General features: G+C 59.8%; 19 protein-coding genes, 1 tRNA gene and 1 pseudogene. 8 read left to right on the top strand and 13 right to left on the bottom strand.

The features are described from left to right. The first annotated feature begins 73 nt into the window (after positions 1 to 73). The 4 genes from HB780_RS32255 (at position 74) to HB780_RS32240 (ending at position 4,482) form a co-directional block, all read left to right on the top strand. Positions 74 to 1,636 (top strand): undecaprenyl-phosphate glucose phosphotransferase, encoded by a 1,563-nt coding sequence (locus tag HB780_RS32255; RefSeq protein WP_183692515.1) that lies wholly within the window; start codon positions 74 to 76, stop codon positions 1,634 to 1,636. Beyond that, positions 1,633 to 2,895, top strand: a complete 1,263-nt coding sequence (locus HB780_RS32250; protein WP_183692513.1) for an O-antigen ligase family protein — start codon at positions 1,633 to 1,635, stop codon at positions 2,893 to 2,895. The genes HB780_RS32255 and HB780_RS32250 overlap by 4 nt, the downstream gene beginning before the upstream one ends. After that, positions 2,892 to 4,097 (top strand): glycosyltransferase family 4 protein, encoded by a 1,206-nt coding sequence (locus HB780_RS32245; protein WP_183692511.1) that lies wholly within the window; start codon positions 2,892 to 2,894, stop codon positions 4,095 to 4,097. Before HB780_RS32250 ends, HB780_RS32245 begins: the two co-directional genes overlap by 4 nt. Positions 4,098 to 4,191: 94 nt before the next feature. Further along, positions 4,192 to 4,482 carry a helix-turn-helix domain-containing protein gene (locus tag HB780_RS32240; RefSeq protein WP_183692509.1) on the top strand — a complete coding sequence of 97 codons (291 nt, stop codon included), beginning with the start codon at positions 4,192 to 4,194 and terminating at the stop codon, positions 4,480 to 4,482. A 3-nt stretch (positions 4,483 to 4,485) separates the two neighbouring features. On the opposite strand, the gene HB780_RS32235 is transcribed toward HB780_RS32240, so the two are convergent. Both HB780_RS32235 and HB780_RS32230 read right to left on the bottom strand, forming a co-directional pair. Continuing rightward, positions 4,486 to 5,502: an extracellular catalytic domain type 1 short-chain-length polyhydroxyalkanoate depolymerase gene (locus HB780_RS32235; RefSeq protein ID WP_183692507.1), complete on the bottom strand. Its 1,017-nt coding sequence runs from the start codon at positions 5,500 to 5,502 to the stop codon at positions 4,486 to 4,488. Positions 5,503 to 5,724: 222 nt separating this feature from the next. Continuing rightward, complete coding sequence (locus HB780_RS32230) at positions 5,725 to 5,937, bottom strand: hypothetical protein (protein WP_183692505.1); 213 nt, start codon at positions 5,935 to 5,937, stop codon at positions 5,725 to 5,727. Positions 5,938 to 6,176: 239 nt separating this feature from the next. Here HB780_RS32230 and HB780_RS32225 point away from each other — a divergent pair, with 239 nt between their 5' ends. Further along, positions 6,177 to 6,569 carry a hypothetical protein gene (locus tag HB780_RS32225; RefSeq protein WP_183692503.1) on the top strand — a complete coding sequence of 131 codons (393 nt, stop codon included), beginning with the start codon at positions 6,177 to 6,179 and terminating at the stop codon, positions 6,567 to 6,569. A 91-nt stretch (positions 6,570 to 6,660) separates the two neighbouring features. Then, a complete protein-coding gene (locus HB780_RS32220; RefSeq protein ID WP_183692501.1) occupies positions 6,661 to 7,365 on the top strand; it encodes a thermonuclease family protein in 705 nt (234 codons plus the stop codon). 37 nt (positions 7,366 to 7,402) lie between these two features. Here the strand turns inward: HB780_RS32220 and HB780_RS32215 are convergent. Continuing rightward, positions 7,403 to 7,479: transfer RNA gene (locus tag HB780_RS32215), tRNA-Pro, on the bottom strand. A gap of 115 nt (positions 7,480 to 7,594) precedes the next feature. Next, positions 7,595 to 7,993, bottom strand: a complete 399-nt coding sequence (locus HB780_RS32210; protein ID WP_183692499.1) for a BA14K family protein — start codon at positions 7,991 to 7,993, stop codon at positions 7,595 to 7,597. 178 nt (positions 7,994 to 8,171) lie between these two features. Between HB780_RS32210 and HB780_RS32205 the strand changes: the two genes are divergently transcribed. Continuing rightward, positions 8,172 to 8,432: a hypothetical protein gene (locus HB780_RS32205; RefSeq protein WP_183692497.1), complete on the top strand. Its 261-nt coding sequence runs from the start codon at positions 8,172 to 8,174 to the stop codon at positions 8,430 to 8,432. An 84-nt stretch (positions 8,433 to 8,516) separates the two neighbouring features. On the opposite strand, the gene HB780_RS32200 is transcribed toward HB780_RS32205, so the two are convergent. The 8 genes and pseudogenes from HB780_RS32200 to HB780_RS32165 all read right to left on the bottom strand — a co-directional run bounded on the left by HB780_RS32200 (position 8,517) and on the right by HB780_RS32165 (position 15,132). Next, positions 8,517 to 8,843 (bottom strand): hypothetical protein, encoded by a 327-nt coding sequence (locus HB780_RS32200; protein ID WP_174163019.1) that lies wholly within the window; start codon positions 8,841 to 8,843, stop codon positions 8,517 to 8,519. A 238-nt stretch (positions 8,844 to 9,081) separates the two neighbouring features. Next, positions 9,082 to 10,182 carry a porin gene (locus tag HB780_RS32195; protein ID WP_183692495.1) on the bottom strand — a complete coding sequence of 367 codons (1,101 nt, stop codon included), beginning with the start codon at positions 10,180 to 10,182 and terminating at the stop codon, positions 9,082 to 9,084. 463 nt (positions 10,183 to 10,645) lie between these two features. Beyond that, positions 10,646 to 11,194 carry a MerR family transcriptional regulator gene (locus HB780_RS32190; RefSeq protein WP_183692493.1) on the bottom strand — a complete coding sequence of 183 codons (549 nt, stop codon included), beginning with the start codon at positions 11,192 to 11,194 and terminating at the stop codon, positions 10,646 to 10,648. A gap of 227 nt (positions 11,195 to 11,421) precedes the next feature. Then, entirely contained in the window at positions 11,422 to 11,760 is a 339-nt protein-coding gene (locus HB780_RS32185) for an integration host factor subunit alpha (RefSeq protein ID WP_007692773.1), read from the bottom strand. A 106-nt stretch (positions 11,761 to 11,866) separates the two neighbouring features. Beyond that, positions 11,867 to 12,838, bottom strand: a complete 972-nt coding sequence (locus tag HB780_RS32180; protein WP_183692491.1) for a beta-ketoacyl-ACP synthase III — start codon at positions 12,836 to 12,838, stop codon at positions 11,867 to 11,869. A gap of 19 nt (positions 12,839 to 12,857) precedes the next feature. Further along, positions 12,858 to 13,903: pseudogene (plsX, locus tag HB780_RS32175) on the bottom strand (phosphate acyltransferase PlsX). A 102-nt stretch (positions 13,904 to 14,005) separates the two neighbouring features. Continuing rightward, positions 14,006 to 14,563 carry a YceD family protein gene (locus HB780_RS32170; RefSeq protein ID WP_183692489.1) on the bottom strand — a complete coding sequence of 186 codons (558 nt, stop codon included), beginning with the start codon at positions 14,561 to 14,563 and terminating at the stop codon, positions 14,006 to 14,008. A gap of 11 nt (positions 14,564 to 14,574) precedes the next feature. Further along, positions 14,575 to 15,132 (bottom strand): ubiquinol-cytochrome C chaperone family protein, encoded by a 558-nt coding sequence (locus HB780_RS32165; protein ID WP_183692487.1) that lies wholly within the window; start codon positions 15,130 to 15,132, stop codon positions 14,575 to 14,577. 279 nt (positions 15,133 to 15,411) lie between these two features. Between HB780_RS32165 and HB780_RS32160 the strand changes: the two genes are divergently transcribed. After that, the gene (locus tag HB780_RS32160; RefSeq protein ID WP_183692486.1) at positions 15,412 to 15,921 is read left to right on the top strand and encodes an outer membrane protein assembly factor BamE; all 510 of its coding nucleotides are present in this window, start codon (positions 15,412 to 15,414) and stop codon (positions 15,919 to 15,921) included. Between the two features lie 73 nt (positions 15,922 to 15,994). Here the strand turns inward: HB780_RS32160 and HB780_RS32155 are convergent, their stop codons facing one another. Further along, on the bottom strand, positions 15,995 to 18,133 hold the full coding sequence (locus HB780_RS32155) for a sodium-translocating pyrophosphatase (RefSeq protein ID WP_183692484.1): 2,139 nt from the start codon (positions 18,131 to 18,133) through the stop codon (positions 15,995 to 15,997). Positions 18,134 to 18,232: the final 99 nt, after the last annotated feature.

Genomic DNA, 18,232 nt, shown 5'->3' with positions numbered 1-18,232 from the left:
ACAAACAACTCTTGTAAGCGTTTCTTAGCTCATACCTGCTAGGCGATATCCGGTAACGATCGGATGAATTGCCATGAACCCCATCGAGAAGTCCAAGCAGTTTGACTTGGACCATATTCGCAAGCAGGTTTCGGAAATCCGCGCCCGCGGCACAGAGGAACGAGGCGTAGATGACCGGTCAGGCGACATCAACGCCTATGCCCGCCAAATCGCCGAGCAGTTTCGCGAAGGCAACCAGACGCCGGCAATCATCATCGGCCAATACCGGCTCTTCGAATTCCTGTGGCTGCTCGTCGTCGGCCTTGCGGTTCTCTTCTTCCTGACAGCACCGGGCGATCATTCCTTCCTGGCGAGGGCAACGGTAACGATCTCGCTCAGCGCACTCACCATCATCTTTCTGCAGGTGGCCGACGCCTATCAAATCCCGATGCTGCGCATGCCGCACCGCTTCCTGCAGCGCATCCTGCTGCCATGGGTGGCGGCGTTCGCGGTGGTCGCCATTGCCCTCGTGCTGTTCCACATCGATGGCGTCTATTCTGCCCACCTTCTCACCACCTGGTTTGTCGCCGGTGCGGTTTTCCTTGTTGCCGCACGCCTGATATTCGCCTTTGGCATCCGTCATTGGGCCCGCAACGGCATCATGGAGCGCCGCGCTGTCATCGTCGGCGGCGGCGAGCCGGCCAAGGAACTGATCCGAGCGCTCGAGCATCAACCCGACAATGATATCCGCATCTGCGGGATCTTCGACGATCGCGGCGAGAAGCGCTCTCCGGTCATGATCGCAGGCTATCCGAAACTCGGTACCGTTCCGGAGCTGGTCGAATTCGCCCGGCTCACCCGGGTCGACATGCTGATCATCGCGCTGCCGATGAGCGCCGAAGACCGTATTCTGCAGCTTTTGAAGATGCTCTGGGTGCTGCCTGCCGATATCCGCCTCGCGGCGCATGCCAACAAGCTGCGCTTTCGCCCGCGCGCCTATTCGCATGTCGGCGCCGTGCCGATGCTCGACATTTTCAACAAGCCGATCCGCGATTGGGATGGCGTTGCCAAGCGCATCTTCGATGTCTTCTTCAGCCTGCTCGCGCTGTTCCTGCTCTGGCCGGTCATGCTTGCCGCCGCGATCGCGGTTAAGACGACCTCGAAGGGGCCGGTCTTCTTCATGCAGAAGCGTCACGGCTTCAACAACGAGATCATCAAGGTCCTCAAGTTCCGCTCGATGTACACGCATATGAGCGACCCGACGGCCCGCAACGCCGTCACCAAGAACGACCCCCGCGTCACGCCGGTCGGCCGCTTCATCCGCAAGACCTCGGTCGACGAGCTGCCACAGCTCTTCAACGTGCTGCTCGGCAACCTGTCGCTCGTCGGCCCACGCCCGCATGCCGTGCTGGCGGCGAGCCACAACCGCACCTATGCCGACGTGGTCGAGGGATATTTCGCCCGCCATCGCGTCAAGCCCGGTGTCACCGGCTGGGCGCAGATCAACGGCTGGCGTGGCGAGATCGACAGCGACGACAAGATCAAGTTCCGCACGGCCTATGACCTCTATTACATCGAGAACTGGTCGCTGCTTTTCGATCTGAAGATCCTGTTCCTGACGCCCTTCCGTCTTCTGAACACGGAAAACGCCTATTGACCGCGATCGACCTCCCATACCAGCGCGTCGACCGGCCGCAGCTTGCCACGTTCCGGCTGATCGGCACGGCTTGCGTCGCCTTCGGGGTGTTCCTGTCGGGCTTCGTCATTGCCGAGCCCGCACCCTATGAACTGTGGCTCGCTTTTCTCATCGGCGTCTGGTTCCTCCTCGGGCTGAAGATCTCGCGCAGCACCGCGCCGCTGCTGGCTCTGTTCCTCGCCTTCAATGTCGGTGGCATGCTGTCGCTGACCCAGATGCGCGATCTCGGTGCCAGCGATCATCTCGACGGGCCGGTCTATATCGCCGTTTCCACCTTCCTGGCGCTCAGTGCCGTCTTCTATGCCGCGATCATCGAGGACAGCGAAAAACGGCTGAAGCTGATCTTCAACACCTGGGTCGTGGCCGCGCTGATCACGGCAAGCCTCGGCATCCTCGGTTATTTCCACGCCGTTCCGGGTTTCGGGATTTTCACGCGCTACGACCGTGCCATGGGCGCCTTCCAGGACCCGAATGTCTTTGGTCCCTACCTGGTGACACCGACCATTTTCCTCATGCATGGCATATTGATCGGCGACCTCAAGAAGGCGCCGATCAAGGCACTGTGCCTCATCGTTCTGGCCTTCGGCATCTTTCTCTCCTTCTCGCGTGCCGCCTGGGCGCTGTTCGGCTTCGCTTCCATGATGCTGATCTTCTGCATGCTGCTGAAGCACCGCAGCAATGCCTTTCGGCTGCGCATCCTCGTGATGTCGCTGACGGCGATCGTTCTCATGGTCGCCGTGCTGATCGTCGCGCTGCAATTCCACCAGGTCAGCGATCTGTTCTCGACGCGCACCCAGCTCGTGCAGGATTACGACGGCGGGCATCTCGGCCGCTTCGAGCGCCATCGCCTCGGCTTCATGATGTCGATGGAAAGGCCGCTCGGCATCGGGCCGCTGGTGTTCTCCACCCTCTTTCGCGAGGACGAGCACAATATCTGGCTGAAGACACTGACCACCTATGGCTGGCTCGGCTTCTTCTGCTGGGTCAGCATGATCTGCTGGACGATCTATATCGGCTTCCGCAACCTTTTGAAGGAGCGGCCCTGGCAGCCTTACGTGATGATCGCCTGGATCGTCATTCTCGGCCATGTCGGCATCGGCAATGTCATCGATACCGACCATTGGCGCCATCTCTACATGCTGATCGGTATCGTCTGGGGCTGCGGGGCGCTCGAACACCATCATCAGCGTGGCTTGACCCGAAGGGAAGCGGCACCGTGAACATCAATGTCGCCATAAAGCGCCTGTCGCTGCTGCAAGTCCTCGAACCGAGCGGCGGTGGCTCCGGGCGACACTTCCTCGATCTCTGCCGCGCCATGCAGCGCCGGGGCCATTCCGTGACGGCGGTCTATTCCCCGCTGCGCGCCGAAGCGGCCTTCGTCGCGGAACTGGAGAGCATGGGCCTCGACAGCGTCATTCCGCTCGCCATGCGACGCGCGCCGGGGCCGTGGGATATCATCGCGTGGTGGAACATGCGCCGGATCGTCGCGCAACACGGACCATTCCATCTGATCCATGGCCACAGCTCCAAGGCGGGTGCGCTGACGCGCCTGCGGCTGCCGGGGCCGCATGTCCCGGTCATCTATACGCCGCACGCCTTCCGTACCATGGACCCGACATTGGGGTCCAAGGGCCGGACGATCTATGGCGGCATCGAGCGGCTGCTTGGCAGTCGGTTGTCCGACCGTCTGATCTGCGTGTCCCGCGATGAGTATAATCACGCGCGGTCGCTGGGCATTCCGGAGGACCGCCTGCGCATCGTCGTCAACGGCGTCAGCACGCCGCCAGCCGGACAACGCGCCGCCCTCCGTGCGCGCTACGACATACCGCAAGACGCCCTGCTCTTTGGCTTCGTCGGCCGGCTGACGCGACAGAAGGCACCGGAGCGGCTTGTCGAGGCGTTTGCCCGCATTGCCCGGGAGTTGCCGCGAGCGCATCTGCTGATGATCGGGGTCGGCGAACTGGCCGACACGGTCAAGGCCATGATCAAGGCCGCCGGCCTTGAGGGACGCGCCCATCTCGATAATGCGATCCCCGGTGCCGCCGCCATCGATGCCTTCGACGTCGTCGTCATGCCGAGCCGCTACGAGGCCATGTCCTATGTCATGCTGGAGGCTGCGGCCGGCGGCAAGCCGCTGCTTTTGACCGACGTCGGCGGCGCGCGCACGGTGATCGAGCCTGGCCGCAACGGCTATATCGTCGCCAACACGGACGATCCTTCGGAACTGGCGATGGCGATGCGACGCTTCGCCGACCCGAAATTGCTGCGGAACTTCACCACGGAGGCCCGGCAGCGTAAGGACGGTTATACGCTCACCGGCATGGCCGACGCGACGGAAGAAATCTATTTCGAACTGCTCGGCTATCGCGCACCCGCACAATTGAGAAAGCCGGAAAAACTCATGCTGCGCAGCGCCTCCTGAAGGAGGCACGAAAAACACCACCGGATTTCAGTTTCCAGGTGAATTCCATCCGAAATCAGTTCCGATTTTCGGGCTTTTGCGCTAAATTTCAACCATGATCACATCAGCGCAACTACGCGGCGCACGCGCCATGCTCGGCCTCACACCGGAGGCGCTTGCCGCCGAAAGCAAACTGCCCCTGGCGACGATCAAAACGCTGGAAACGGATGTCAGTTCGGCGGACGCCAAGGCGCTTATCGCCGTGCGCTCGGTTCTCGAAGCCCGTGGCGTCCTTTTCCTCGCCAATGGCAGCGATGGAAACGGCGGTGCCGGCATCCGCTTCAAGCACTGGGCGGACAATGGCGGCACTCGGCCGGAAAACCTGAATGCCACCAACGACGACTGACCCTTACGCCAGGCCCCAACTCTGAACGAGTTGCTCCGGCGCGGAGATGGCTGCGGACAGGATGAAACGCTCGGTATCGTTGGCCGGCTCCCTGCCCGCGACGATCGAGCGGATCGGCAGGCCGTGGCCAAAATCATTCAGAGTTACCAGGGACACCACCACGTCACCGTGATCGCCGCGCCATTCGCGCCGCTCGCCGCCTTCAAATAGGCGCAACCGGCCCTTCGTCTGCGGGCGCTCGTGCACAGCCAGCCACTGTGCCACCGACGCCTCGGCATTGGCATATGAGACGGTGGCGTCGTCTGATCCATGCCAGATGGAGACCGACGGAAAACGGACGGCATCCGGCGAGACTTCGCGGACGAGTTCGGCCCATTTGTCGGCCGGGCGCGCAGAGCCCCGTCTCATCACATCGAGCGCCGACATGGCATCGCGGGCCGCGCCAAATGGCAGGCCACCAATGATGGCGCCGGCGGCGAACAGTTCCGGATAGGTGGCGAGCAGTGCCGACGCCATGGCGCCACCGGCCGAGAGGCCCATGACGAAAATTCTCTTATCGTCGATTTTGTGCAGCCGACAGCTGAAATCGATCATCTCGCGAATCGAACCCAGTTCGCCACGGTCGCGCGTCACCGAGCTCGGGCGAAACCAGTTGAAACAGAGATTGGGATTGTTGAAGGACTTCTGCTCGGCATAAAGCACCGCGAAGCCATGCTTGCGCGCCAAGGCTGTCCAGCCGCTGGCACGATCGAAATCCTCGACATTCTGCTGACAGCCGTGCAGGACGATAACGAGCGGCATCGGCCCCTCGACACCCGGCGGCACATATTCCAGCATGCGCAGGTCACCCGGATTGCGCCCGAACCACAAGACCTCCGTCAGGCTCTGCGGCACGAGCTGCGTGGATACGCGCTGGCGCGCCGGCTGCGAGCGCGGCCGCGTTACGGGAAACTTGAGCTGTGGCAACTCGACGGAATCGACGAGCAAACGGCGGAGCCGGCTCGGAACCTTGAAATTCATCCTAGACCTTTCAATCATCCGCGCCCGTCGTTGTTGATCTTGTTTGGCGGGCAGCGACCGCACTTCGTCCCAGGCGGGCCGACATCGAGAAACTCGACTCTATTTGTGCGATGCAGCAACTATAGGGCGGAGTACAGGATTCGAACAGGCACAATGCATCATTGCTGCTATGTGAAATCAGCTTAAATCGATTAGATTATCATCGACAAAAATACCTGGATGTCAGAGATAAGCTCGTGCCAGCGCGATAAGCTTCGCGTCGTCCTTCACACCCTGACGATAGAGCTGGATGATCAGTGCCCCGAGACGCTCGGCTTCCGGGCCGCGATGATCGATACCGCGATCCTTGCAGACGGCATCCAGCACCTTTTCCAGACGATCCAGATCGTCCGAAAACAGGGGTAAATCCTGGGGATAAATGGAGGTTTCCAACATCGCGCTGCCTCGTCCGTCGAGCGGAAGCACGCCAACACGCTCGCCGGAGCCCGCTTTATAACCGACGATACCGAAAATAATTATGCGCCCTGCCCGGGGGCTTGGCAAGGAAGGTTTTGTAAATCAGACGTGCCGGTTACCGCCGATGCAACCCTTGCAATACTACAATTTTAAGCGACACAATCATCAAGTCTTGACGTGCATCTGACATAAGAAACCAAGAAAACGGAGGCCTCCTGATGAATAACCGCATGATCTCGGCGACGCTTTGCATGCTCTTGCTTGGCGCGGCTACGCCGGCCTCTTCACAATCTCTCTCGGCATTACCGCTCCGCAACCCGCGTCAGATTCCCGATGGCTATATTTCCGTGCAATCGGGGATATCGTTTTCCATCCCGATCACGGACGATAATGACGAGCGGCAACGTCAGGATACGATGAAATCCTTTTACCGCATTGCCGCCAGCAACTGCGCCATGCTGCTCGACACCATCGCCGACGAATGCCAGATCAGCAATCTTTCCAGCAACACCGACGTCACCAACATCGATGCCCGAGGGCCGAAGTTGGCGGTGCGCGGCCAGATCACCATGACGGTCAAGTTGAAGCCCGCTGCCCTCCCCGCAAAATGAAGAACGATCCGCGCACGACGAAAACGACCGGAAGCCAACGGATCGGTAAGAAATCGCGGCGATAATCCCCTCGCAATCGAGGGATGATTCCATGGCAAAAGCGAAACGGCGCACGCGGCGCAAGCCACAGTCCAAAGCGGGCAATTCGATGTGGCTATGGGGCATGGTGGGTCTCGCCGCCGTGGCCGGCATCTTCGCCTATGAGCACCGGCGGGAAATGCCGGCACTGCTGGCCGACGCCAGCGCTACCGGCGCCCGGCATGTATCGCAGGTGACAGAGGTGGTAGAGGCAGCGCCGACGCCGGCGGCAAGACCGAAGGTCAAGACGGCGGTCGTCGTTCCCGAGCGCCCGGATTCGGCAATGCCTGTCCCGCCCAATGCCATTCCCGTCTCCTTGCCAGTGGAGCGCTCCGCTCCGGTTCTGGCCACCGCCCCTGCTCGCGAAAGCGGCGGCCGATTCAGCCTCTGCGGCGGGACGACCGGGGTCAACTGCGTCATCGATGGCAGTACTTTCTGGCAGAATGGGGTTAGAATCCGCCTGGCGGACATTGATGTGCCTGACACCGCCCTCTCGCACTGCGCCGGCGAACAGCAAAAGGGCGCGGCTGCAAAGCTGCGACTGCAAGCCCTGCTCAATGACGGCACGTTCGCGCTCTCTGGCAGTGCCCGCGGCGAGGACCAACATGGCGGCAAATTCCGCATCGCCATGCGCGCGGGCCGCTCTATTGGCGACCAACTGGTGGCTGAGGGGCTTGCTCGCCGCTGGACAGGACAATCCGTGTCCTGGTGCAGCTAAATCAATGGAAATTTGATTGGGAGTTCAAGGAGATAATTGGTCGGGGCGACAGGATTTGAACCTGCGACCCCTTGACCCCCAGTCAAGTGCGCTACCGGGCTGCGCTACGCCCCGACCTGCCTAAAAAGGCTTGATTGCATTAGTCCGTCAGCCATGGCAGCGCAAGGGGTAAAATCGCAGCTCGGTAGAAAAATGGTGGCATGAGCGAGAAAATTCCGCGCGCTTCAGCTCACCTGCATTCCCGGCGCGGTCCGTGGTTGGGCTGGTAAGTGTTGTCCGACGCCCGGTAGGATTGGTAGCGGTTGGCGCAGGCGCGCGCGTGGCCGTTATAATAGCGTTCCGCATGCTGCCTGTAGAACAGAGTGCCGGTCACGAAGGACTTGAACAGCACGCCGCTATCCGAGTGATCGTCATAATAGCTGTCGGAGCCGTGGCGCTTGTGGCCGCCGCGCCAATGGTTGTGGCTATGCCAGTGGCCGTGCCCATGGTCGCGGACCTGGATAATGTCGGGCTGCTGCTCCGGCACAGAAAGCGCGGGCATGGTGATGGCGTTGGCGGGCAAGACCGCGCCGGCAGCCAGCAACAGGCCAAAACCTGCGACAGCCATCGACCTGGTGATCATTCGCATGGATAGCTCCTTCCAAGTCCGACAGCGGCGGATCCAAGCACATCTGCGTGAGGAACCTTGCCACTGATCGCTCCGACATTACCTTTATATAGTATGTTCGAACCAAGCTCACAGGTGCCTTTCCGTCTTTCTTCCCGACGGATCGTCATTGAGTAGGAAGTCATTGGAAAGTTACACCATGAAGCCCTTGATTGCCCTTCTGCTATGCGCGCCGCTGCTTGCCGCATGCACGACGACCGAACAATCCGTTCAACCGATCCCCGGCAGCATCACTTATCGCGGCCAGCCGGAGATGAAGCTGACAAAATCACCTCCGGGTACGCGTCTGCCGCATCGCTTCACCAATCAATGGGGTGAGGATGTCTATGAAACCTACATCATCCAGCCGGATCACAGTCTGAAGCTGGTTAGCCGCCAAGTGATGACGCGGCCGCTATAAGCTCTATGCAAACTTGCCAACAAAAAACTCCGCCGACGCAACGTCGGCGGAGTTTTTGTTTCTTCGGGTAAATCGGCGTCCGGCTTACCAGCAGCGATAGCAGCGGCGGTAATAGGGACGGCCATAGTAGCCGCGATGATGATTGTCGCTGACCGCAGCACCGACAAGAACACCGCCGATGACACCGGCGGCAATGCCTGCCGCAGCCTGATTTTCGGCCTGCTGCGCCTGCGAGCGATTGGCCTGATAGGTGGCGCCGACACAGCGGCTGTAGCGCTGCGTGCCCGGACGCAAGCCCTGGGATTGGCAGGTCATTTCAGCACTCGTGGCGGATTGCTCCGGCGTCTGGCAGCCCGTCAAAATAGTCGATATGGCAAAAAGACCGAGCGCCATGGTAGCTCGTATACGCATATTCCCCTCCAGCAATTTAAAGTGTTGTCCCTAAATATGGAAATACAGCCAAAGGTAAGTTAGCGCAAGCCGCACATTACCAATTAGTTAACAAGAAGGCACCGCGGGCTCAACCCGCCCTCCCGCGCCAATCGGGCACTCTTTTTCCCAAGAATGCCATCAAGGCGGCGCTAAAAAACAAAGGGTCCGGCACAACGGCCGGACCCTCTCTCTTTCCTCGAAAATCGGGCGGAACGGCTCAGAAATTCCGCTCGAAACGCAGAATGCCGGCAACTGTGTCATCATTGATGAAGTCATAGTGCATGTAGGTCAGTTCCGGCTCGATGAGCAGGTCCTTGACCGGGTTGAACTTCAGGTTCGTCGTCGCTTCGAAAATCTTCGATTGAGTATAGGCAAGCTGCAGGTTCCACTTCAGCTTGTCGTTGACCGGTACGCCAACACCACCCCAGACGGCCCAGTCACCCCAGCCGCATTTTGCCCCATGGACGACACCGTCGGAGGTCGTGCAGGCAGATTGGTCCTGATAGGAACCGGCATACTGGTTGAGCTTGTTGCCGTCCGTGTTCCAGCCGCCCATCAGGAAAGCTTCCACGCCGCCGAACTTGGCATCGACGCGGGCCTTGATGGCGCCTTCCTCGACGATGGAGTCATAACCACCGACGACCTTGAAGCCGAGCGTTCCGGTCGTGTAGCCCAGACCGGCAACGACGTTGGGCGCGTACTGATCGGCCTTCGAGGTAACCCAGGCGCCGCCATAGCTGTCCGAGTCCGACCCTGAGTTGCTATCTTCGAGCGAGATGACTCCGGAGAAACCGGTGCCGGTATCGTATTTGTACGTCAGCTGATTGAGTTCGTACGGGCCATCATAGATCGCATCATCGTTGATGACGTCGCCGGCATAACCGGCATAAAGGTTGTACTGCGAATCGAGCTTGCCGACGGTGAAGCCGGCGAGGCTGATATTCGCGAACAGCAGCTTGTCGGCTGTGGCGCCCCCGTCGTTCCATTCCCAACGCAGGATCATGTTGGTCTTCAGGGGACCGTATTCCGTGTCCGTCGCCGTATCGACATTGAGTTCAACGCGCTCGTGCCAGAGCGTGCCTACCTTGTTCGTCGGATTATAGGCATCGTACCATTCGCCCTCGGTGCGAACCTTGCCGCCAATCTTCAGGCAGGTCTCGGTGCCCGGAATGAAGAAATAGCCGGTGCCATAGGCATCGCAGATGCGGACATATTCCAGTGGTTCCGGTTCGGCCGCAACGATGGCATCGGCCGCGTGGGCGCCGCTCACCGTTGCCAATGCGGCGACGGAGCCGAGAAGAAGGCTCTTGATGTTCATGGTGTCTCCATTCGAAAATCCATCAGGGGATGGAGCTCCGCGGTAGACAAATTCATACCGCCCCATAGCCTGATTTGGCATCTCCCCATGACGGGGCGAAGCAATAACGCTTCGTTAACAAAACTGAACCTGGGACGGAGAGCTTGCAAGCCAATAAGTATAGCAAGCTAATTGTCACATTGGCGTGGCCTGCCGTTCGTGACAAAAATATCACTGCCTTTGATCCGGGCAAGACGGCGCTCACACAAATAGAGCATCCAAAAGATGCCAATCATCACCTCGCCCAAACGCGGTAGCTGTATTGAAGGGCGGCGATAAATTAATGCAATCGATTACCGGGATCAGGAGGCAGGCGCGATCAAACGCGATGCCCGCGAGGTCTATATACGGACGAAACGGATCCGAATCCCTGCTGTATGCTGCCGCGCGCGTGGCAGACGAGCTTTTGAAGGAGAAGGCTCGCCTATCGCACCTGGTCGAGCAACCGCTTGCATTCCAAAAGGTCGTAGAGCGTTTCCTGAAGCAGCGCCCTATCTTCCTTGCCGACGCTCGACTTGCCGAGGGAAACATCCGGCGTATCGTCTTCGCCGCTGACGAAGTTGAAAAATCGGCGGCTGATCGGCGCCTTGGCTCGGCCGACGATCTGGTCCTCGTCGGGATGCCCGGATCCAACACGCGGTTCGGCTGGGGCCGGTTCCTGTGCGGCGGCGGCAAGCGCCTCGACACTGGCCAGGTCGCCATGGCCGACGGCGATGACAAATTTGTTGCCATTGGTTTTGAGGAGCTTCTGGACGCCCTTGATCGTGTAGCCGTGATCGTAAAGCAGATGGCGGATGCCGTTCAGCAGATCGACGTCATCAGGTCGGTAGTAGCGTCGGCCACCGCCGCGCTTCATCGGCTTGATCTGCGGGAAACGGGTTTCCCAGAAGCGCAGGACATGCTGCGGCAGATCAAGGTCTTCCGCGACTTCGCTGATCGTGCGAAATGCATCCGGGCTCTTGTCCATCGTCATACTCCCACAGCATGTATCCAACGCCACGCGGGCCGAACCATGCAAAACCGGATATCCGCACCGCAGCTCGTCGCGATACGACTCACCATATTTCAACGGTTTGCCGGGAGAAATTCAAGTCATCTCTTCGGCTGTTTCACAAGCAAGCCGAAAAACAACCAAGAAAGGCCGGGAAAACGGCGCGACGGCGCAAGTGCCAGGCCACGCCGACAGCCGTTTCAAATGGATCAGGAAGCAGGATTTGCCGGCCGCGCCTTCGCCTTGCGGCTGGCATGCGCCTTCAGGATACGCGTTTTCAGGACATTGGACGCCTTGAAAGTCATGACGCGACGCGGAGAGATCGGCACCTCTTCGCCGGTCTTCGGATTCCGGCCGATGCGCTCATTCTTATCGCGCACCTGAAATGTCGCGAAAGAAGAGAGTTTGACAGTTTCGCCACGCACGATGGCGTTGCAAATCTCATCGATCACCGTCTCGACGAGTTCTGCCGATTCGGTTCGGGAGAGACCAACTTTACGGAATACCGACTCCGCCAAGTCTGCGCGCGTCACTGTCTTGCCCGTCATGGTTCCCCGCCCAAAATTGCTGCGTAATATTATCCAAGATGCAAGACTATTGCCCTTGCACCAAACGGTCAAGCTCTTGTTCGGAATCGGGTTTTAGAGACAGGGCCTACCAGCGCAGCAGGACCGCGCCCCAGGTGAAACCGCCGCCCATGGCCTCCAACATCACCAGATCGCCGCGCTTGATTCGGCCGTCACCGGCCGCGACCGCAAGCGCCAATGGGATCGATGCGGCCGAAGTATTGCCGTGCAAATCCACCGTCACCACAACCTTTTCGGGAGCGATGCCAAGCTTCTTGGCCGAGCCGTCGATAATGCGGCGATTGGCCTGGTGCGGCACCAGCCAGTCGAGATCGTCGGCCGTCACGTCGGCCGCCTTGAACGTCGCCTCGATGACATCGGTGATCATGCCGACGGCATGCTTGAACACCTCGCGGCCCGCCATATGCAGCACGCCGACCGTTCCCGTCGAGGACGGTCCGCCGTCGACATAGAGCTTGTCCTTGTGCGCGCCGTCGGAGCGCAGACTTGCCGTCAGCACACCGCGATCCGTGTTGGTGCCGGCGCCCTCGCCCGCTTCGAGGATCAGCGCGCCTGCGCCGTCGCCGAAGAGAACGCAGGTCGTGCGATCGGTCCAGTCGAGAATGCGAGAGAACGTTTCAGCACCGATGACGAGCACCCGCTTGGCGACGCCACCACGAATATAGGCATCGGCGGTGGTCACAGCGTAGACGAAGCCCGAGCAGACGGCCTGAACATCGAAGGCGAAGCCATGATGCATGCCGAGACGGTTCTGAATGTTCACCGCCGTCGCGGGAAAAGTATTGTCCGGCGTGGAGGTGGCGACGATGATCATGTCGAGATCGTCCGCCGTTAACCCGGCATTGGCAAGTGCTGCCCGTGCCGCCTGCTCGCCGAGTGAGGCCGTGGTTTCGCCTTCGCCGGCGATGTAGCGTTGACGAATACCGGTGCGCTGGACGATCCAGTCATCAGTGGTGTCTACGACTTGCTCCATATCGCGGTTGGTCATCACGCGCTTAGGAAGCGCCGACCCGAATCCGCGAACAACTGAACGAATCATTCCTGTCATACCCCGTCACTCATGCCGCTTCAGGTCCGATCGGCGGCTGCCGCCTGGCATGATATCTTTTCAGATCATTTTCTATTTTTTGTGTCAGGCCATTCTTGGCCATGTCGTAGCCGACATCGATGGCGGCCGCGAAGGCCTCTGCATTGGCGCCGCCATGGCTCTTGATGACGATGCCGTTGAGGCCGAGGAAGACGCCGCCATTGACCTTGCTGGGATCGAGTTTCTCGCGCAGCAGGTCGAAGGCGCCCTTGGCGAAGAGGTAGCCGATGCGGGCAAGCAGCGTGCGCGTCATCGCGGCGCGCAGATAAGCGCCGATCTGCTTTGCCGTACCCTCGGCGGCCTTCAGCGCGATATTGCCAGAAAAGCCTTCCGTCACCACCACGTCGACTGTGCCCTTGCCGATATCGTCACCCTCGACGAAACCGAAATATTCGAGCGATTCAAGGTTGGCTTCGCGGATCAGGCGTCCGGCTTCCTTGACGTCCTCCTGGCCTTTGATTTCCTCGACGCCGACATTCAGGAGACCGATTGTCGGGCGTTCGATCTCGAAGAGGGCGCGGGCCATCGCCCCGCCCATCAATGCGAAATCAAGCAACTGCTGGGAATCTGCGCCGATCGTCGCGCCGACGTCGAGCACGATGCTTTCCCCCTGAGGGTCGGCCAGATCGCGGCGATTGCCGGACGTTCGATGTTGGCCATGGTGCGCAGGCAGAACTTCGACATGGCCATCAGCGCGCCGGTATTGCCGGCAGAAACGACGACATCGGCCTCGCCGACCTTCACCGCCTCGATCGAGCGCCACATGCTGGAGACATAGCGCCCACGGCGCAACGCCTGGCTCGGCTTCTCATCCATGCTGATGGCGACATCGCAGTCGTGAAAGACTGATTTGTCGCGGAGCTTTGGATATTTACCCAGGATCGCTTCGCAGCGATCCTTCATACCGTACAGGAGAAAACTAATATCGGGATGCCTCTCCAGCGCCTTTGCCGCGCCAGGAATAACAACCTCAGGGCCAAAGTCGCCACCCATTAGGTCAAGAGAAATTCTGATCACGCGTCCCTAGTCCTTCTTGTCCGCCGGATCCGGCGAAATCGGCGTCAAAATACCGGTTTCTCCCCGCGTTACAACTGAATTGTGTTCAATTGCCGGGGGTGTCTATTCCTTTTTCCAGTCCTTCAGGACAGCGAATGGCGAGGGCTTCTTGTCATCTTCGCCTGTGTCTTCGATGTGGTCTTCAAACGCGATACCGGGCTTGCGCGGGTAAGGATCGATACCAAGCGCAGCAAATTCCGCGACGGCCGCACCGGCGTCGATCGTATCGCCGGTGAAGGTTTCCGGAAGATCCGCACCATCCGGATCAAGCACCATTTCTCCGGCATCCACAGATGGCATCCGCGCCAGCTTCGACCCCTCGGGGACGAAGATTTGCTCGAATTCCTCGTTGATTTCCGATTCGACCGGCTCCAGCGTGACAACGCAGGCCTGAACGATCTTTGCGCGCACATTGCCCTTGAGGCGAACCCCATCGCGCTTCCATCGGGCAATCTTCAGATCCGCCTCGAGTTTCGGCACGGAGAGCACATCCCAAAGCTTGGCGAGACCCTCAAGCTCCCGGTTATCGGCTTTGAGACGAACCTCCACCGGATTGGCGGAGATATGGCCGACTTTTACCGGATAGGAAAAGGGCGTTTCGTCGGAGTTCGGTTTCTTCATTTTTTTGTCTCCTAGGCTACGTCTTTGTCGATCCCGCCAGGCTGCGGAAGGATTGCCGAACCGGTGGCGATCTCACCTTCCGTCACGGCCGCCAGATGCGCCTCCGCCACCATCATCCAGTCTGCCAGGCCAAGCATCGAGGGAGCCTCTTCACCCGCCGTGGGGTAGATGTTGCGCTGAAGCGCTGTGGCCAGCGCATCGCGATCGTTACCGTCCATGGCGGCCGCGTAGCTTTCGAGCCGCCCATAAAACATGCCAGCCAGTTTCTTCATCCGCTTCGGCACGCTGTTGTCACCTATACCAAGTTCGCGGATGGAATAATCGATATCCTCGAAAAAGGCATCGATAATTTCCTGTGCAAGTTCCTGGCCGCTGGTCGCCGACGAGCGCGTACGGCGAAAAAACAGGATCATCACCGCCGACAGCAGTTCGAAACGGCCCATGACCGTGTCCGGCACGTCGTAGTCGGTATAGAAAACCGGCTGACGCGCCATCGCGGTCAGAACATCATATTGTCTGACGACGATGATCCGATTGTGATTTCTTTTGCGGAACAGCCCAAAAATCATGAAAATTCCCGGAATTGGCCATTCAGAGCGCCGCGCCGCGCTTGGCCTTGTTGCATCCACTTGAAAGCTGGTTTACCGAAGCAGGCGCGAATTGCAATGCCGTTTGTGCCCGCTTCAAGGCCCCGCCCCGACCCGTCGTCACACAGTGCATGATTGGTGATGAAGAGTGCCGAACAACATCACTGATGCCTTACCCAATCGCGGAAAGGCCACAATGATGTGCACAGCAAGATCTTAGTGGCCACCCGGCCATCGGTTTGATTCATTAGGGGAGATGGGATGTCGTTGACGAAACGGTATTTCAAGTCTGACAGAACTTTCATCAGCAGTGCCGCCATCGCCCTGGTGATCGGGACCGCGGGGCTTACGAGTTGCAAGACCACAGAGGTCATGAACAACGGCTACATCTTCGATCAGCAAGCGCTCAACCTCGTGCCTGTCGGCTCGAGCCGCGAGCAAGTGCTGCTTTCGCTCGGTACGCCATCAACGACGGCGACCTTCGACGGCGAAGTCTTCTATTACATATCCCAGAAGCGCACCCGCTCCGTGGCCTTCATGAAGCCGAAGCTGGTCGACCAGAACATTCTGGCGATCTACTTCGACAAGGATGGCGTCGTTAAGCAGGAAGCCAATTACTCGCTGAAGGACGGCAGGGTCTTCGACATGATCAGCCGTACGACACCGACTGGCGGCCGCGAAATCACCTTCCTGCAACAGATTCTGCAGGGCGGCGGCAACGGCATCAACGGTGCGAAGAACTTCCTCAACAATCTCAATCCGGGCCAATAAGCCGGATAGACCGCATCAAAAAACCCGCGAGGCGCAAGCTTCGCGGGTTTTTCATTGGTGACCTCTTCCGCCCTTATCCGGCGAGAACGGCAAGCAGCAACAGCGCGACGATATTGGTGATCTTGATCGCCGGGTTGACCGCGGGGCCAGCCGTATCCTTATAGGGATCGCCGACGGTATCGCCGGTGACGGACGCCTTGTGCGCCTCCGAGCCCTTCATGTGGCGAGTGCCATCCTTGTCGACAAAGCCGTCTTCGAAGCTCTTCTTGGCGTTGTCCCAGGCACCACCACCCGACGTCATGGAAATGGCGACGAACAGGCCGTTGATGATGACCCCCAGCAATGAGGCTCCCAGTGCCGCGAAGGCCGAAGCCTTGGAACCGGAGATCAGCAGCACGCCGAAATAGACGACGAGCGGCGCCAGCACCGGCAACAGCGATGGGACGATCATCTCGCGAATGGCGGCCTTGGTCAGAAGATCGACAGCACGGCCGTAATCTGGACGCTCCGTGCCCAGCATGATGCCCGGCTTCTCGCGGAACTGCCTGCGCACCTCCTCGACGATCGCGCTTGCGGCACGGCCGACGGCCGTCATGGCAATGCCGCCGAAGAGATAGGGGATAAGCCCACCGAACAGCAGACCGGCGACGACGTAAGGGTTGGAAAGATCGAAAGAGATCGTCCCTACATCGGCGAAATAAGGAAACTGATCGCCGTGCGATGCGAAATATTTCAAGTCGTTCGAATAGGCGGCGAACAGCACCAGCGCGCCGAGACCCGCTGAGCCAATGGCATAGCCCTTCGTCACCGCTTTGGTGGTGTTGCCGACCGCATCCAGCGCATCGGTCGATTTGCGCACTTCCGGCGGGAGATGCGACATTTCGGCGATGCCGCCGGCATTGTCGGTGACCGGGCCGAAGGCATCGAGCGCAACGATCATGCCGGCAAGGCCGAGCATGGCGGTGACGGCAATGCCCGTGCCGAACAGGCCGCCGAGCTGATAGGTGGCGAGAATGCCGCCGACGATGACGATCGCCGGCAGTGCCGTCGATTCAAGCGAGACGGCCAGGCCCTGGATGACGTTGGTGCCGTGACCGGTGACGGAGGCCTGGGCAATGGAGTTGACAGGCCGCTTGTTGGTCCCGGTGTAGTATTCGGTAATCACGACGATCAGCGCCGTGACGATCAGCCCGACGATACCGCAGAGGAAGAGGTTCGTTCCGGTGATATCGAAACCTGCGACAGCGCCAATCGAACCCCAGCCGACGGTCAGCTGCGTGGCAACGCCAAGGCCGATGATCGACAGGAGGCCCGTGGCGATCAGCCCCTTGTAGAGCGCTCCCATGATCGAACCATTGGCGCCGAGCTTGACGAAGAAGGTGCCGATAATCGAGGTGATGATGCAGGTGCCGCAGATCGCCAGGGGATAAACCATGGCGGAGGCAAGTACCGGCGTACCGGCGAAGAAGATCGCCGCGAGAACCATGGTCGCGACAACGGAAACCGCATAGGTTTCGAACAGGTCGGCGGCCATGCCGGCGCAATCGCCGACGTTATCGCCGACGTTATCGGCAATGGTGGCGGGATTGCGCGGATCGTCCTCGGGAATGCCTGCTTCCACCTTGCCGACGAGGTCGCCGCCGACGTCGGCACCCTTGGTGAAGATGCCGCCGCCAAGACGGGCGAAGATCGAAATCAGCGATGCACCGAAACCGAGCGACACCAGCGCATCGATGACATCGCGCGAGCCCGGCTCATGGCCGAGAATACCGGTCAGCACGTAGAAGTAGATGGAAACACCCAGCAGCGCCAGGCCGGCGACCAGCATGCCGGTGATGGCGCCCGACTTGAAGGCGATATCGAGACCAGCTGACAGGCTGTGCGATGCGGCCTGCGCGGTGCGGACGTTGGCGCGCACGGAGACGTGCATGCCGATGAAACCGGCGGCGCCCGACAGGACCGCGCCGATCAGGAAACCGAAAGCGGCTTCGGCCGAAAGTAAAAGCCATACCGCGATGAAAACGATGACGCCGACAATCGCGATGGTCCTATATTGACGCGCTAGATAGGCCTGCGCGCCCTCTCGAATATAACCCGCAATCTCCTGCATGCGTGCACTGCCCTGATCGGCGGCAAGCACCGACCGGGTTGTCCAGATGGCATAAACCAACGAGAGCAATCCGCACGCGATAACACCAAAAAGAATCGACATTTCGCTTTTTCCCTCCAAAAAAGCCGGCGGTTCACTCCTCCTCCGGCCGCCTGCGACAACGGTGACCCCCCTCCTCCAAGGCGGTCGACAGATGTGCAT

The organism is Rhizobium lusitanum, from assembly GCF_014189535.1.
Taxonomy (GTDB): Bacteria; Pseudomonadota; Alphaproteobacteria; order Rhizobiales; family Rhizobiaceae; genus Rhizobium; species Rhizobium lusitanum_C.
This window is presented reverse-complemented; position numbering and strand designations above follow the sequence as displayed.

What these genes read in the sequence shown, in the direction of transcription:
- HB780_RS32195 (WP_183692495.1), bottom strand. Translation starts at nt 10,182, where the DNA reads ATGAACATCAAGAGCCTTCTTCTCGGCTCCGTCGCCGCATTGGCAACG.
- HB780_RS32225 (WP_183692503.1), top strand. Translation starts at nt 6,177, where the DNA reads ATGAATAACCGCATGATCTCGGCGACGCTTTGCATGCTCTTGCTTGGC.
- HB780_RS32155 (WP_183692484.1), bottom strand. Translation starts at nt 18,133, where the DNA reads ATGTCGATTCTTTTTGGTGTTATCGCGTGCGGATTGCTCTCGTTGGTT.
- HB780_RS32210 (WP_183692499.1), bottom strand. Translation starts at nt 7,993, where the DNA reads ATGCGAATGATCACCAGGTCGATGGCTGTCGCAGGTTTTGGCCTGTTG.
- HB780_RS32220 (WP_183692501.1), top strand. Translation starts at nt 6,661, where the DNA reads ATGGCAAAAGCGAAACGGCGCACGCGGCGCAAGCCACAGTCCAAAGCG.
- HB780_RS32170 (WP_183692489.1), bottom strand. Translation starts at nt 14,563, where the DNA reads ATGAAGAAACCGAACTCCGACGAAACGCCCTTTTCCTATCCGGTAAAA.
- HB780_RS32230 (WP_183692505.1), bottom strand. Translation starts at nt 5,937, where the DNA reads ATGTTGGAAACCTCCATTTATCCCCAGGATTTACCCCTGTTTTCGGAC.
- HB780_RS32205 (WP_183692497.1), top strand. Translation starts at nt 8,172, where the DNA reads ATGAAGCCCTTGATTGCCCTTCTGCTATGCGCGCCGCTGCTTGCCGCA.
- HB780_RS32160 (WP_183692486.1), top strand. Translation starts at nt 15,412, where the DNA reads ATGTCGTTGACGAAACGGTATTTCAAGTCTGACAGAACTTTCATCAGC.
- HB780_RS32200 (WP_174163019.1), bottom strand. Translation starts at nt 8,843, where the DNA reads ATGCGTATACGAGCTACCATGGCGCTCGGTCTTTTTGCCATATCGACT.
- HB780_RS32165 (WP_183692487.1), bottom strand. Translation starts at nt 15,132, where the DNA reads ATGATTTTTGGGCTGTTCCGCAAAAGAAATCACAATCGGATCATCGTC.
- HB780_RS32190 (WP_183692493.1), bottom strand. Translation starts at nt 11,194, where the DNA reads ATGACGATGGACAAGAGCCCGGATGCATTTCGCACGATCAGCGAAGTC.
- HB780_RS32185 (WP_007692773.1), bottom strand. Translation starts at nt 11,760, where the DNA reads ATGACGGGCAAGACAGTGACGCGCGCAGACTTGGCGGAGTCGGTATTC.
- HB780_RS32255 (WP_183692515.1), top strand. Translation starts at nt 74, where the DNA reads ATGAACCCCATCGAGAAGTCCAAGCAGTTTGACTTGGACCATATTCGC.
- HB780_RS32180 (WP_183692491.1), bottom strand. Translation starts at nt 12,838, where the DNA reads ATGATTCGTTCAGTTGTTCGCGGATTCGGGTCGGCGCTTCCTAAGCGC.
- HB780_RS32235 (WP_183692507.1), bottom strand. Translation starts at nt 5,502, where the DNA reads ATGAATTTCAAGGTTCCGAGCCGGCTCCGCCGTTTGCTCGTCGATTCC.
- HB780_RS32240 (WP_183692509.1), top strand. Translation starts at nt 4,192, where the DNA reads ATGATCACATCAGCGCAACTACGCGGCGCACGCGCCATGCTCGGCCTC.